The organism is Clostridium sp. HMP27 (assembly GCF_000765165.1).
GTDB lineage: Bacteria > Bacillota > Clostridia > Clostridiales > Clostridiaceae > Clostridium_AK.
In genome coordinates, this window is sequence record NZ_JMFY01000029.1 from 35,585 (window position 1) to 50,976 (window position 15,392).

The 15,392-nt window shown below is 33.4% G+C and carries 14 protein-coding genes and 1 pseudogene; all 15 read right to left on the reverse strand.

Annotation, left to right across the window (positions count from 1 at the left end; all coding sequences use genetic code 11):
- Window positions 1-133: 133 nt before the first annotated feature.
- Window positions 134-2,371, reverse strand: coding sequence for an AAA family ATPase (locus DP68_RS13255; RefSeq protein WP_035310307.1), 2,238 nt, complete (start codon window positions 2,369-2,371; stop codon window positions 134-136).
- A 228-nt stretch (window positions 2,372-2,599) separates the two neighbouring features.
- Entirely contained in the window at window positions 2,600-3,565 is a 966-nt protein-coding gene (locus tag DP68_RS13260) for a WYL domain-containing protein (protein ID WP_035310308.1), read from the reverse strand.
- Between the two features lie 117 nt (window positions 3,566-3,682).
- Window positions 3,683-3,883, reverse strand: a complete 201-nt coding sequence (locus DP68_RS13265) for a hypothetical protein (protein ID WP_035310310.1) — start codon at window positions 3,881-3,883, stop codon at window positions 3,683-3,685.
- 184 nt (window positions 3,884-4,067) lie between these two features.
- Entirely contained in the window at window positions 4,068-4,703 is a 636-nt protein-coding gene (locus tag DP68_RS13270; protein WP_035310312.1) for a macro domain-containing protein, read from the reverse strand.
- A 350-nt stretch (window positions 4,704-5,053) separates the two neighbouring features.
- A pseudogene (locus DP68_RS19895) lies at window positions 5,054-5,149 on the reverse strand (HRDC domain-containing protein); the annotation flags it as partial.
- A gap of 12 nt (window positions 5,150-5,161) precedes the next feature.
- On the reverse strand, window positions 5,162-5,335 hold the full coding sequence (locus tag DP68_RS19290) for an HRDC domain-containing protein (protein ID WP_081957227.1): 174 nt from the start codon (window positions 5,333-5,335) through the stop codon (window positions 5,162-5,164).
- 102 nt (window positions 5,336-5,437) lie between these two features.
- Window positions 5,438-6,016: a zeta toxin family protein gene (locus DP68_RS13275; RefSeq protein WP_035310314.1), complete on the reverse strand. Its 579-nt coding sequence runs from the start codon at window positions 6,014-6,016 to the stop codon at window positions 5,438-5,440.
- Window positions 6,016-6,183, reverse strand: a complete 168-nt coding sequence (locus DP68_RS19675; RefSeq protein WP_186429676.1) for a hypothetical protein — start codon at window positions 6,181-6,183, stop codon at window positions 6,016-6,018. Before DP68_RS19675 ends, DP68_RS13275 begins: the two co-directional genes overlap by 1 nt.
- 181 nt (window positions 6,184-6,364) lie before the next feature.
- Entirely contained in the window at window positions 6,365-7,774 is a 1,410-nt protein-coding gene (gene ltrA / locus DP68_RS13280) for a group II intron reverse transcriptase/maturase (RefSeq protein ID WP_035310316.1), read from the reverse strand.
- Window positions 7,775-8,268: 494 nt separating this feature from the next.
- Window positions 8,269-8,625 (reverse strand): DUF1667 domain-containing protein, encoded by a 357-nt coding sequence (locus tag DP68_RS13285; RefSeq protein ID WP_035310318.1) that lies wholly within the window; start codon window positions 8,623-8,625, stop codon window positions 8,269-8,271.
- Between the two features lie 4 nt (window positions 8,626-8,629).
- Entirely contained in the window at window positions 8,630-9,892 is a 1,263-nt protein-coding gene (locus DP68_RS13290; RefSeq protein WP_035310321.1) for an NAD(P)/FAD-dependent oxidoreductase, read from the reverse strand.
- 15 nt (window positions 9,893-9,907) lie between these two features.
- On the reverse strand, window positions 9,908-11,347 hold the full coding sequence (locus tag DP68_RS13295) for an NAD(P)/FAD-dependent oxidoreductase (protein WP_035310323.1): 1,440 nt from the start codon (window positions 11,345-11,347) through the stop codon (window positions 9,908-9,910).
- A gap of 66 nt (window positions 11,348-11,413) precedes the next feature.
- Window positions 11,414-12,910: a glycerol kinase GlpK gene (gene glpK / locus DP68_RS13300; RefSeq protein WP_035310325.1), complete on the reverse strand. Its 1,497-nt coding sequence runs from the start codon at window positions 12,908-12,910 to the stop codon at window positions 11,414-11,416.
- A 20-nt stretch (window positions 12,911-12,930) separates the two neighbouring features.
- Complete coding sequence (locus DP68_RS13305) at window positions 12,931-14,070, reverse strand: ethanolamine utilization protein EutH (protein ID WP_035310327.1); 1,140 nt, start codon at window positions 14,068-14,070, stop codon at window positions 12,931-12,933.
- Window positions 14,071-14,414: 344 nt separating this feature from the next.
- Window positions 14,415-15,188 carry a DeoR/GlpR family DNA-binding transcription regulator gene (locus DP68_RS13310; RefSeq protein ID WP_052085800.1) on the reverse strand — a complete coding sequence of 258 codons (774 nt, stop codon included), beginning with the start codon at window positions 15,186-15,188 and terminating at the stop codon, window positions 14,415-14,417.
- Window positions 15,189-15,392: the final 204 nt, after the last annotated feature.

A 15,392-nucleotide genomic window follows, 5' to 3' on the forward strand; every position in this document is an offset into this window, starting at 1 on the left:
TTTACATAAAGGCATTTGTACATTACAAAATCCATACTTATTTTTTAATGCCAAAATTCAAATAAAACTCATTTTGCTGCTAAAACATATTTTTTATTTATTATTGCTTTTCTTTCATATAATGCTCAACTTCCTATATTGCAAAGCCTATTTTCTTTTTTAAAGTAAAATCTTCAAGAATCACTGCTATATCCTGATCATAACAAAGGCTTTTTATATCATCTATATTTATTTTGACTAATTCCTCTACGCTATTTAAACCATTATTCTTTATTCTAATTGCTTGATACATTTTAGCGCGTTCAAAACATTTTCTTATTATTCTTCCATTAGAAAAGTTGCAATCTTTATTTATATAGATTTTATTGACTATCTTATCCATTTCAACTAGGGCATCTTGCTCTACTTCGTATTGGTTATCAATAAAGAACTTTTTCCATATCTCAAGAAGTTCTATAGGTTTATAATCTTGAAACTCTAGTTTAAATTGTACTCTATCTCTAAGTCCTGGATTCATATTGATAAATGTAGACATTTCCTTAGGGTACCCTGCAAAAATTATCACTAAATTTCCTCTTAAATCCTCCATTTTCTTAACTATTGTACTTACAGCCTCCAAACCGTAGTCTATTTTCGAATGAGATTCTAGAGAATAAGCTTCATCAATAAATAAAATTCCACCTTCAGCTTCCTTTATCTTCTCTGCTGTTTTTATAGCTGTATGACCTACATATTTTCCTACTAAATCCTCTCTAGATACCTCAACAAACTTTCCTGTACTTAAAATACCCATCTTATTAAATATTCTACCTATTAACCTGGCAACAGTGGTTTTCCCAGTACCAGGGTTACCTACATAACTCATATGAAGGCAGAGAGGCTGTGTTTTTAATCCAAGTTCTTTTCTTCTAAGCTGTGTTTCAACATAAGCTGAAATCTCTTTAACCTTTTCCTTTACTTCACTTAATCCTATTAGACTTTGTAATTCCTCAAATGGATCAGGATCAGCAATTTCTGTTTCTTTAGTCTCCTTTTCTAAAGTATTTATATCCTCTAGTAAAAAATTCTCCTTAACAAGGATGGATAAGTTATTATATATTCCATTATTTATAATGGCCTGCTCTACAATTCTTCTTGAAGTATAGATATTCTCAAATAACTTTTTACCTTTTAAATATGAAATATAATTAACAATTGTGTCATATGCTCGTTTATCAACTCTATACTTTTCTATACTCGCAAAATGCTTAACTAGTTCTAATGCTTCATTTTCAGTGAAATCTGGTATATCTAAAGGGAAATGGATGTGCTTTTTAACTTTGTGACTTTTCATAAATTGTCCTATTCCTTCTACTTCACCTGCAAGAATAAACACAAAATTTGATTTATAAGCTGACATCCATTCATCAAGTGTATCAAAATTGTCCTTTCCGCCTCTTTTATCATTAGTGGATATAAGATGTACATTATTAATAAAAACAACTCCACTTTGAGCGTTTCCTAATAATCTATCTAAATTATTTCCTGGCCATACTTCTCTACTATCAACAATAATGAATTTACCATTTCCGATAACCCCTAAATGATAGTAAAGGTGATATAAAATTTTAGCTATTGTATTCTTACCAGTACCTTTATTGCCACTTATCACTACATTATAATATAAACCCGGATTATCTATATTGAGTCTAATATACCTGTCATTGTTTCTTGTAATAAATGAAGTAATTTGCTTTATCTTTTGTTTAATGTGATTTTGCCCAATTAAATTATCAAGGTAATTAAGTGTATCTTTAAGCGTTTTAAATTCTATATTATCCTTTTTTTCATTAATACCTATTCTAGTAGTCCCATTTGATAAACTTGGAAATTTTCTTTTTGGCACTCTCATTTCTTCATTATTTATACGATTATTCCCTGCCTTATCTAAATTGTCACTATTTTCTTCTAGCTCATCTCCATTATCGTACAGTATTTGTTCTTCACTGCCTTTATCAACATCCTTGTAATTTCCCCCTGTATTTAACACTATTTTCATTGAAATACTACGATAATCTTCTTCAGTTAAAGCTATATTTTCTTCAATAAAGAAATACTTCTTACTGTATTCCATATTATATAACGAGCAAATTTTCTTTAAAAAATCAACAACATGCCTTAGCGTAAATTTTTCGTATCCCTTATTTGCGTTAAATATAACTAATAAATATATAATATTGTTTTCAATAGTAATTAATCTCAAAACTTTTTTATAGTCACTTCTCTCATTAAATTTTTGTATATCATCATTTATTTTATTTAGCTTATTTTTTAAATCAATTTCTTTATGAAAATTTACAGATATACTAACTTTATAAAGTCTTCTTTCCATAATACTCTCTCCTTTTAAGTTCAGACATGATAGGTCTAAAACCTTATTTTTAAGTATTTACAAAATTCATATTATATTTTCAAAGAACAACTTTATACTAATGATACATCATTAGGTGGAAAACTTTTTTCTCTGCAAATTAACTTTTATAAAAACACGCAAAAAAGAACCCAGCTAACATACATGGGTTCTATAACTTTATACACTGCTCTTTAAAACTTTATACTCCTAAATACCATAAACCTTTATCATATTCTGAACAATTTCCTTCATCTCTTCCCTAAGCTCTACTGGTTCTAATATTTCTGCCTGTCCCCCAAAGCCTAAAAGCCAAAGTTTTATTCCTTTAGTACCATTACAAATAAATTCATACTTAAAATAATTTTCATCTTCTTCTATAATTCTACCTTCTACCATATTTCTTTCCGTAACAACTTTCTTGCATGTATTTTTAAATCTAACTAAAACCTTTATTTCTGAACCACCATACATATACCAAGTTTTCTTTAAATAATTATAGACATTAAATTCTTCTAGCCTTTTCCCTTCCTCTTGTAATATTTGTACATCTCCTATCCTATCGATTCTTAAATGCATTAAAAAATCCTTATCTTCTGGTTTTCCAATTATATAAAACTTACCCAAATCATAAGCAAAGCTGTATGGAACTATTTTATAATTTTTTCGTTTTCCTTCATAGCTTTTATAATTAAAAGTAATTTTCTTTTCCTCTGTTATTGCTTTTCTTATTTTCATCATATTAAATTCTATGTTTTGATCATCATAGTTATTTGTCTTTTCAAAATGCAGCATCTCTTTTAGTTTCTTGCTTTCCTCTTCAGGTAATAGGCTTAAAAGGCTGTTTTTAATAATAGACATTTTTGTTTCCATAAAAGATTGAGACTGCATTAAAGTGGAAATTATAATCATTACATCATCAGCTGTAATAGGATAATTTCTTTTTAAAAGTCCCATTGTTCCTTCGTGCTCAATAATATATCTGCCATTATCCTCATCAAAAGTAATAAGCGTCTGAAAATCTGAATTTAATTGTTTTATATAATTAGATATAGTTTTTTCAGAAGTTTCAAAAAGACTTGCAAGCTCTTTCTTATTCGTTGCTTGTCCTGATTTTATTAGATAAAATGTATCAAATAGCAAGCGGGGTTTAGTATATTCAGAATATGGTAACATTTCTCTCACCTCATAAAAATAACATTTCAGTAATATGATTATACTACTTTTATGAGCAATGTGTAAAATTATCCTATAAAGTAATTAATATGCTAAAATTCTATCATTCATTTTAAATTATTCTTTTCTAAATGCCTCCCATCCGCTGCAGCAAGCCCCTTCATCCATTTCCAATCCTCTGAAGCTTCCAGCAGGACCTGCACATTCCCCCGCACCTTCTATTGCCTCAAAAAAGCAAGCCATAAAATCCACCTTTCTTCTTCCGCACCAATATCTACAAGATGCACATACTTGTTGATTAGATCCCCATGTTGACATATTTATTCCTCCTTTAATTTGTTATATTTTTATTATAAAACTTAGGCAGGTAAAATATTTTCCTTCTTTAATAAAATTTTTAAATCTTTTAATAAAAAAAGTCATCCTTAAACCGGACAACTTTTTCTCTATATTATATATACTTTTTTGCAGTATCAAATTGCATACATTTTAAAAGTAAAATTTATAACTCCTTAAGATAGCTTGAATAAGTTTCCTTATTAAAACATACCAACATTACTTTTTCAATACTGCTATTTATATCAAGAAATTCTTTTATTGTATTTATTGCAATATGGGCAGCTTTTTCAAGTGGAAAATGATATATCCCTGTGCTTATTGAAGGAAATGCTATAGTTTTAATTGGATGCTCTTTTACATATGATTTGGCAACATCTAAAGCCTCTTCCATAATCTGAATTTTAATTTTTTCATCCAATGTAACTATATGCTTTTTTAATATTTCTATACATTGCTTTGGATATACTTCAGTAAAACTCTGTGATAAATTCAAACTATTTTTATACGCATTTTTTAATAAGTTTTCCTCATCTTTAAATCCTCCAAGCCATCTAGGCCCAACTGCATGTATAATCCACCCAATACCTATACTTTGCAAATTATAGGATTGAGTTATTCTTGCCTCTCCTGTAGGGCATCCACCTATTTCAATACATTCTTCTTCTAATTCAATTCCAGCAGCACGATGAATTGCTCCATCTACACCTCCACCTCTTAGTAAGCTGGCATTAGCTGCATTAACTATAGCATCTGCTTTTATCTTTGTTATATCTCCTAAAACAACCTCAATTTTCCCCATTTTAACAACCTCCCATTATGAAAATATTTATCTGAACATACACATAGATAATTCATCTAATATTTTAAATTATTTATTCATAAATAGCTCCCATAAATATGTTGTATAAATTATCTTATTTGTAACCATTCTTTAATAAAGTCCCAATTCTTAACTGTTACGTCATCATTTAATATTTCTAGATAAACTCCATCACCTTTGCCAACTTGCCATTTTGCCTGTGCTGAGTTATCTTTATCAGATATATTGTTTTTCTTTGAATATCTCTTCCTCTTAAATTATTTGGTAAATTATAAGTGTTAACATCTTTTTTCTTTAATAAATCATAAAACATTTTTACCATACCCTATCTATACTTCTAACTGTAAAATCCCGAATATCTCTTCCCCATACTTCTCAACCTTAACAGGTCCAAAACCTCTAACTTTTAGTAATTCTTCCTTTGTCTTAGGTCTTCTTTAGATTATTTCTTCTAATTCTGCATTATTAAATATGAAATAAGGTTTTAGCCCTTCTGCTCTACATGTATCGGCTCTATATTTTCTGAGGAATTCATAGAGCTTTTCATAATCATCCTCTACTGATTTTATTGACATGCTTTTTATAATACTTTCTTTATTCCATCTTAACACAAATTTTACCCATATATTGAGTATTATGTAATTTGCACAGTAATTTTACATAAAAATAAACATGTGCTATAAAAGCCATGCTTATTTACTTATTATATATTATTATATATTATTAAAATACTCTAAAATACTTTTTGACCAATCAGGTAAGTTTTTGTCTTTCCATATTAATTTGCCTTCACTAATATAAATTATCTGCCTAAATTTTTCGCTGTTATCATATATATTAACTTCATCACACATTTGCAAAGCTTCATTTAAGTTTTTTAGTGACTCATAATATCTTCTTTCAATAGTATCCTCTGGTATACCATGACCACCCTTACTTACCCTAAGCTTAACTCTATCCTTTGCAATTTCAGGACTATTTACACCAATATAATTCATTGCAACATAAAATCCATTATCCTTTGCAAACTTTATATTTTTAATAATACTTTTACCTGATAATGTAGTTTCCTGATTAAATGATATGCCTTCTCTAATATAGGCTTTAATCAGCCTAACGGCCTCTCTTGCACATTTTATTTGCAAATTATTATCTTGCCATGATCCTATTATTGCTACCATCTCATCAGTATTTATTCTCTTTTCATGTTTATTATCATTATAATATATTGATTTATATATTGATGTCTTACCAGCACCATTAACCCCTGCAAATATGGTATAAGTAAGCATTATTGTTTACCTATTACTTTTTCTTGTTCTCTTTGTAATACCATGTTAGATAAAGTCATGTAGAAATCTCGTTCCTCTTTGGTCTTTGCTTTCTTAAATAAGTTTTTCAAGTCGCTATATGAATAATTTAAAAACATATCATATAATGTATTTTTCTCAACTTCCATATTAACTCCTCCAAAATCATAATATATTTGTAATAATTATATACTATCAAATAAAAATTTAAAAGTTTTTAGTTCCATATACTAATTGACCTAATTTGCCAATTGAGTAGGAGGAAAATAACTATTTTATTTTCCGTCCTCTCACACCACCGTGCGTACCGGTCTGGTACACGGCGGTTCTTTAAGTAGAATGAATTTTAATATATTGACGTTTTAGGCTTTTTAAGCCTAAGTCCGAGAAAAATTGATTTGTAAGAGTTGTGTTTAGGATGACACTATTAGCTGTTCGCCAGTATCCCTTACGGGTATTGGCGAATTTTATTGCTTGATAGTGACTTAGTCCTAATTTTTTAAGATTTTTGTATCTTGTTCTGACCCTTTTCCATTGTTTCCATATACACATTCTTAATCTTTGTCTTATCCAAATATCTAACTGCTCTACTATTCCCTTGCATTTAGCAACTCCATAGTAATTAATCCAGCCAATGTTAATTTGGTTTAGTTTAATTATTCTTTGTTCTAATGTTATAGGCTTAGACCTTGAAAGTACTTCTCTGATTTTATTCTTGTATCTTTTAATTGATTGTTCAGATATCCTTGCATTTGCTTTACCAAACATTAAGAATAATGAGAAACCAAGGAACTTTCGTTTCCATGGTCTATCGACCGCACTTTTACTTACGTTAACTTTTAATTTAAGTTTATTTCTAATATAAGAACTTATGCTATCCATAACCCTTTTACCAGCTCTTTGACTTTTAACGTATATATTACAGTCATCAGCATAACGGCAGAATTTATGTCCTCTTTCCTCCAATTCTTTATCTAATTCATCTAGCATTATATTAGATAATAATGGGCTTAACGGACCTCCTTGCGGAGTTCCATCTTCGTTTTTGCGTACTATTCCGTCTATCATTATTCCTGACTGCAAGTACCTTCTTATTAATTTAAGTACTCTCTTATCCTTAATATCTTTAGAAAGCTTATACATTAGAATATCATGGTTGACTCTATCAAAGAAGTTTTCTAAGTCTATATCTACAACCCATCTATAACCATCTGTTACATAGCTTTTGGCTTTCTCTATAGCATCTTTCGCCGACCTATTCGGTCTGAACCCGAAGCTGTTATCTGAAAAGCTTTCATCGTAGATTATGTTTAGTTCTTGAGCGATAGCTTGCTGAATAAGTCTATCCAAAACTGTTGGAATTCCTAGCATTCTAGTTCCTCCACTTAATTTTGGAATTTCAACTCTTCTAACGGGCATTGGTCTATACTCACCATTAAAAATCTCCTCTCTAATGTGTAGCCAGTTTGTCTTAAGGAATTGTTCAAGTTCATGAACTTTCATCCCATCCACTCCGTGGCTGCCTTTATTAGAGATAACTCTTTTAAGAGCAGAGAACATATTGTTTCTAGATAAAATTCTTTCTAGTGAGCCATATTGAAATTCATTGGTTCTTCTGTTTGAAGTTGCCGAAGATTCTCTATGCACTCTCTGCTTACCTTCAAGTTCTACTCTATTCTTAGCACTAGAGCCTAAGTATTTAGTTTTCTGCAATCTTTGATTGTCTTGCGAAACTTTCAAAACTTCTAAACCTCCTTAAAGTTCAGTCCTTCCCACGCTAACGCGTTTAGCGTGGTACTATGACCTCTGCTGACTTCTGATAGTTCAGCTACATATCACTATGTAGTTTATCACTTTAGAAATTCATCTTTATTAGTAATGTATCTATCAGACCTCCCCAGGTAAGAACAACAACCTTCATCTCATATATCTGCTATATTTACTCCTAAGGATTTGGGTAGTGTTGGACTTTGTTTTGTTTAGCAAACTCATCCGTCCTTAGTAAGCCTTATATATAGTTCGTGTTCCTCAGACCGAGATTTTGCCTCCGACTTCCTTCAGATTCCACCTCACGGTGGACACCCTTGTCATTGGCTAGTGGTTCCCACTACCAAGCCCACAGCAGACTTTCACCGCCAAGTTGTTGCCCATGCTGGGCACACTAAAAAATAAGCATGTCTTCTAAAAGCCATGCTTTATCAAAGTATCACTTGCCACTTGTCATGTGGGTGGCACTAATCAATGCAACCTGTAGCCACAATATCCACTCCGCAGCCGCAGATATTTTCAATGATTACATCATATCTTTTTACAGGAGGGGTAACCTTAACCCTTTTGATTTCTTCCATGCACTCCATGAGTAGTTCTTTAGGAACTGGTTTATTGGAGCGAACTGCAAGCAGTGCAGAACTTTCGCTGTCTAGTCTTACAGTTGTTGTTAAAATGCGTACTGGGTGACTAAATTCTGCCTTTGCATGTTCTAAACCTAGCTTACAGGTATATCCCTCTATGGATTCGATGTTGTCCCCTTCCCCTTTAACGGTAATATGACAGCCTATAGGGCAAATTGTACAAATAACTTCCTTTACCATGCCTCTATGCCTCCTTTATGATTTCTACAGTAACTTCATTACCAGAAATCTTTGATGTGCTGACTTCTATACTTTCCATTTCACCTGGGTTAATTCTTATTGCTTTTTTCTCTGCAATGACCTTTCCATTTGATGTTGCTCTAATTTTCACCTTTGCATCTGGAGTAAGTACTCGGAAGTAAAGCTTAACCTTTTCATCTTCTTCAGAAATATTAATGCTTTGTGGACATAAATATCTAACGTTGTTTCCAGTTACTGCTTGAACTATTTTAGTGTTCTTAGGGAATGTGCCCAAAGCATACCTTGCTGCGTAGGTTCCTGCTTTAATGCTTTCAACACTTACATTATCCACCAGGTCATTTACATGAACCACATTTCCACAGGCAAAGATTGAATCCACAGAGGTCTGCATATATTGATTTACAGCTGGTCCACTTGTAATGGAGTTCATTTGTATTTCAGCTTTTCTTGTTAATTCGTTTTCTGGTATTAATCCTACAGATAAAAGTAATGTATCACACTGAATAAACTCTTCTGTTTCTTTAATTGGCTTTTTATCCTTATCAACTTCTGCAACATAAACTCCTTTTACACGTTCATTGCCAACAATTCTAGTTATTGTGTGAGAAAGCTTAAGTGGAATATTAAAATCATCAAGACACTGAACTTTATTTCTTGTGAGTCCTGCTAAGAAGTCCATAATTTCTATAACCGCTGCAACCTTTGCTCCTTCTAAGGTCATACGTCTTGCCATAATCATTCCTATATCCCCAGAGCCTAATATAACAATTTTTCTTCCTACCATTTCATTTTGCCTATTTACAAGCCTTTGTGCTGCTCCTGCAGTATAAATACCTGAAGGCCTTGTACCTGGTATCATTATATTTGCTCTTGTTCTTTCACGGCATCCCATGGATAAAACAATGCTTTTTGCACTAACCTTAGTGATGCCATTTTTAGAACTTACACATATTACTGCATTTTCCTCTGGCAAAACCTCAAGTACCATTGAATTTAATAAAACTTCAACTCCAAGACTTAAAGCTTCTTCCCCAAATCTTCCTGCATATTCAGGACCTGTAAGCTCCTCTTTAAAATAAGTTAGTCCAAATCCTGGATGAATGCACTGCTGAAGTATACCTCCTATATTAGAATCACGTTCAATAATAACTACCTTTTCTGCCCCTTCTTTTTTAGCAGCAACCGCAGCAGAAAGTCCAGCAGGGCCTCCGCCAATGATTACAACATCACAATTTATCTCAAACATTTATATCCCCTCTTCCTATCTAGTTTTACCTACAACCATATATGAACCTTCATTATTTTTATTTACCTCTTCGGGGGTAATTCCAAGCTCACGAGCAATAATTTCTAAAACCTTAGGTCCGCAAAATCCTCCCTGACAGCGTCCCATTCCAGCACGAACACGGCGTTTTACTGCATCCATGCTCTTTGCTCCTAAAGGCCTATTTATTGCATCAACAATTTCCCCTTCTGTTATGGTTTCGCATCGACATATTATGTTTCCATAGAGAGGATTCTCAGCTATTGCCTTTTCCTGCTCTTCTAAGGAAAGTTCATGGAAGCGCTTAATGCCCTTTCTTTTAGATATAAAATCTTTCTTAAATTCAGCATTCATACCGTGAGAAATCATCATCTGTGCCACATATTTTGCTATGGCAATGGAAAGTGTTAATCCTGTTGAACGTACTCCTGAAAGATTTACATAGCCCTCTAGATCATCATACATATCAACGTGAAGTCCCTCAGGATTTCTATTTGGACGAAGACCACTGTATTGAGTAATAGTGTCTTTTATATTTACATTAGGCACAAGCCTCTTTACATCTTCAAAAATACTGTCAAGTCCCTCTACAGTTACAGACTTATCAACCTTATTATCCAAATCCTCTGCTGTTGGCCCTACAAGCATATTTCCATGAATGGTTGGACACATAAGCTTACCCTTTGTAATTTTTGTAGGAATAGGAAGTACGATTTTATTTACTTTACAGGATGTATTCTTGTCCAAAATATAAAACTGTCCTCTACGAGCTACTACTTTATAATCAGCCTTTCCAACCATGGCTGCAATTTCATCACAATATAGAGCTGCTGCATTTATTACATAAGTAGTTTCAATGGTTTCTCCTGTGGTTTCAACGGATTTAATTTTGCCATTTTCTGTGTTAATTCCTATAACCTTTGTATTTAAAAGAAAACTTACTCCATTGGCATTGGCATTTTCCGCTAAGGCAGTTACATATATAAATGGGTCAATAATACTTTCACGAGGAATATAAAGTCCTCCCTTAACCTCAGGATTTAAATTTGGCTCCATTTCTAAAAGCTGTTTTGGTGAAAGATATTCCACATCATAAACTCTATTTTTAAAGGCTTTTTCCTTTATGGCTGGTAACTTTTCAAGCTGCTCATCGGTAATGGCAGGTAAGATAGCACCTATTCGCTTAAAGGGTACATCTAAATCCCTAGTAATTTCCTCATACATTGGGTTAGCTGCAACCACTAGCTCGGACTCAAGTGTTCCAGGAGTTGCATCATAACCTGTATGTATGATAGCACTGTTAGATTTTGAAGCATCTCCTCCAATATCTTCGTTTTTATCAACTACAATAATATTAAGCTTATATTTTGAAAGCTCTCTTGCAGTGGCACAGCCAACGGCACCAGCTCCTATAATAACCACATCTGCTTTTAACATAGTCAAATCTCCCTTCTATATTTAGGCATTTGGCCAGGTAAATCCTGACCAAATGTATATTATCCTTTAATTTTCTTCCCAGCTCTTTGCTCTCTCAACGGCTTTATGCCAGTGATGCAGTAGTTCTTCTCTCTTTTCAGCACTCATTTTAGGTTCATATCTCTTGTATAATTTCCAGTTGCTAGATAGCTCCTTAAGGTCATGGAATTCACCAATTCCATAGGCTGCAAGATATGCTGCTCCAAGGGCTGTAGTTTCAGTAATCACAGGTACATCTACAGGAATACCTAATATATCTGCTTGGAACTGCATTAGAAAATCATTAGCAACTGCTCCCCCATCTACTCTCATGACTTCAATTGGAATACCTGAATCCTTTACCATAACATCAAGGTTATCCTTTACTTGATAAGCAATGCTTTCAAGGGTTGCACGAGCAATGTGTTCTCTTGTGGTTCCTCCAGTAATTCCTACAATGGTTCCTCTTGCATATTGATCCCAGTGAGGTGCTGCAAGTCCTGCAAAGGCTGGAACAAAGTATACTCCACCAGTATTTTCAACACTTTTAGCCATTTCTTCAGTTTCGCTGGCTTTTCCAATAATTTTAATTCCGTCCCTTAACCACTGAACTGCTGCACCAGCAATGTAGATACCTCCATCAAGAGCAAAGGTAATGTTTTTGCCGTTTATCCCCCAGCCAACGGTGGTCAACAATCCATTTTTAGAATATACTGGCTTATCTCCTGTATTCATAAGCATAAAGCATCCTGTTCCGTAGGTTGTCTTTACTGTTCCAGGTTCAAAGCAAGCCTGGCCAAATAAAGCTGCCTGCTGATCCACAACGGAGCCGGATATAGGAATCTTTGCACCAAAGAAATCCAGAGGATCTGTGTATCCATATAATTCTGCACTATCATGAATTTCAGGTAATATGCTCTTTGGAATACCAATTGCCTTTAATATTTCGTCATCCCAATCCCCTGTGTGTATATTTAAAAGCATTGTTCTTGAAGCTGTGGAGTAATCAGTTACATGAACTTTACCGTGAGTAAGCTTCCAAATCATCCAAGTATCTAAAGTGCCCGCTATAACTTTTCCTTCAGCTATTTTATCTTTTACACCTTCAACATTATCTATAATCCATTTAATTTTTGTTGCACTAAAATAAGCGTCTACCACAAGTCCTGTTTTTTCTCTAATCATATCCCCATAATTTTTAGAAAGTTCATCTGCCATTCTAGCTGTTCTTCTGTCCTGCCAAACAATTGCATTATACACAGGCTGACCTGAATATTTATCCCAAAGCATCACTGTTTCCCCTTGGTTATCAAGTCCCATACACTTAATATCAGAAATAGATATATTTGCACTATTTGCTGCCATTTGAATGGATTCTAATATCCTATTCCAAATTTCCATAGGATCGTGTTCAACCCAGCCGGGATTTGGATAATATTGTGTATGCTCTTTATATCCCTTTCCAGCAATATCCCAATTTTCATTAAACAATAACGCCGTAGTCCCTGTTGTTCCTTGATCAAGACCTAAATAATACTTCCCCATTTGATTACCCTCCCCATAAATTAGGCTTCAACAGTTTTATTTTTATTTTCATTACGTTTTTTAATTTGTGCGCTTTGCTCTATCTCAGATGAAATATTTTTGCTCATTATGATTGCCAGTGCTACAGCTATAACACCTGCTGAAAGTTTTCCAAGAACCATTGGTGTAATCATATCTGGTCTAACTCCTGCAGCAAAACCCAAGTGATCTCCAAGGGCTGCTGTAGCAGGTACAAGCCATGCTGTATTTACTATCTTTCCGCGGTGATTCATGTCCTTCATCATTTTGTATACTGGTATTGAGTTAGCCAGTGTAAAAACAAGACCTGCTGCACTTGTTGCATCTAAACCAATTTTTTGTCCTATATTATTAAGAGGCTTATCAAGAACCTTAACTAAAATTGAAAGTATAGGGAATGTTCCAAGAAGGACTATACCAATACTTGCTATTATTGACATACCATCCATAATTGGTGCCATACCAGGAATTATTACAACCCCTGTTATAAATTCAAAGGCTGCAGCTGCTAGTCCAATATAAATAACAACTGTAATGAATTGACCAAAAACCATACATCCTTTAATCATCTTGTTTGGAATAAACTTTAATCCGAGTGCAAGTATTACTGAAAAAATAATAACGGGAACACTGTTTTTTAAGATGAGCATCGTATCAAATTTTGCTATGAATCCGCCTATAATTGTGCCGAAAGGAATAGCTATTAAGCCTATAAGTAAACCTTTTGCAAAGAATGGTTGGTCTTCTTCTTCAATAAGTCCAAGGCCAACAGGAATTGAAAAAACTAAAGTACATCCAAGCATTGATGCAACAATAAGTCCTGATAAAAGACCTGCTTGTTCACTTTGTGCAAGTTCCATAGCAAGTGGATATCCTCCCATATCGTTTGCTAGTATTGCACCAAACATTGCAGGGTCAGCTCCCATAGCTGTAAATATAGGAATGATAACTGGTCCTAAAACCTTAGAAATAACAGGAGTAAGGCACACAATACCTACCATCCCTAAAGCCAATGGACCCATAGCGCTGAAGCCTTCGTCGAATTTTTCTCCTAAGCCAAACTTATTACCAATAATTTTGTCCAAAGCCCCTAGAAGAAGCCCAACCGCCATGACCCACATGATCATCTTGTCAAAGGTCATAAATATCCCTCCTAAAAAAATATTAATTAGAAATGTGTATTTGTGATAACTTATTATGTATTTATATCTATATTGTATTTATGTGGATTTGATAATATTACTAGAATTTTATATGTTTTTATTTTAAAATATCTATTATTAGTGTTAGAAAACATTTTCATTTAGCTAGATTTTCATATTTTTAACAATCTATATTCCTGTGGATTGCTTACTAGCTTGTACTAATTATTTAAAATCCACAAAAGTCCACATTTATCCGATGGAGATAAGTATTCCTCATAAGCAAACTCCACCTGAGTCTAAGAATCACTTTATTATAAAAGAGCAGATTTCTCTGCTCTAAATTACTTATTATTTATATCTGCAATTATAATATTTACGCCTTTATTTCTTATATCTGATACTATCTTTTGGGATGCCTTGTTATCTGTAACTATTGTAGTCACCCTTTCAACGCCGCATATCCTATTCATTGCAATTACGCCAAACTTGCTAAAATCCGCTAAACCTATAACATTTTCCGCTCTATCAATAATGTGTCTGCGTAAATTAGCTTCTTCTATATGATAATCTGTGATGCCTTCATCTGCTGTAATGCCGCCAATACCAATTATAGCTTTATCCACATTAAACATATCCATGGATTTTTCTGCTAAAAATCCTGATGTGGAACATTCCCCTCCTCTAACATCGCCGCCAAGCATAATAACCCGTATATCCTTGTTATCTGATAAGGCTATGGCAACAGGTATTGCATTGGTCAAAACTGTTATTCCCTTCTTTTCGCTTAGCGCCTTTGCAAATTCCAAGGTGGTTGTCCCAACATCTATGGCAATTGTATCACCATCTTTAATAAGCTCAGCTGCCCTTTCTCCTATAGCCGTTTTTTCAGGTAAATGCTTCACTTCTCTAGAGGAATACTCCGGCTCCAGTCCATATGCAGATTTAATGATTGCCCCTCCATAAACCCTGCTTAAGTACCCGTTTTTCTCTAGATATTCTAAATCACGACGTATTGTCTCTATGGACACATTGAATAATTCACAAAGCTCGCTTACCTTAACCATTCTATCCGTTGAAATCATTTGTATTATCTTAGATCTTCTTTCATGCAGCATCACATTACCTCCCGTTGTGTACTTACATAAACTCCACAGACTTTCAAATAAAAAATCGATATAATAATATACATCATAAAATTAACTTGTTAAATATTAATCATACTAAATATATATCTACACTTAGCATTTTACCATATTATGGATAAAGATTCTATATTCATTGTTTCTAGGGATGCTTAACAAGTATGATAACACTGCAAT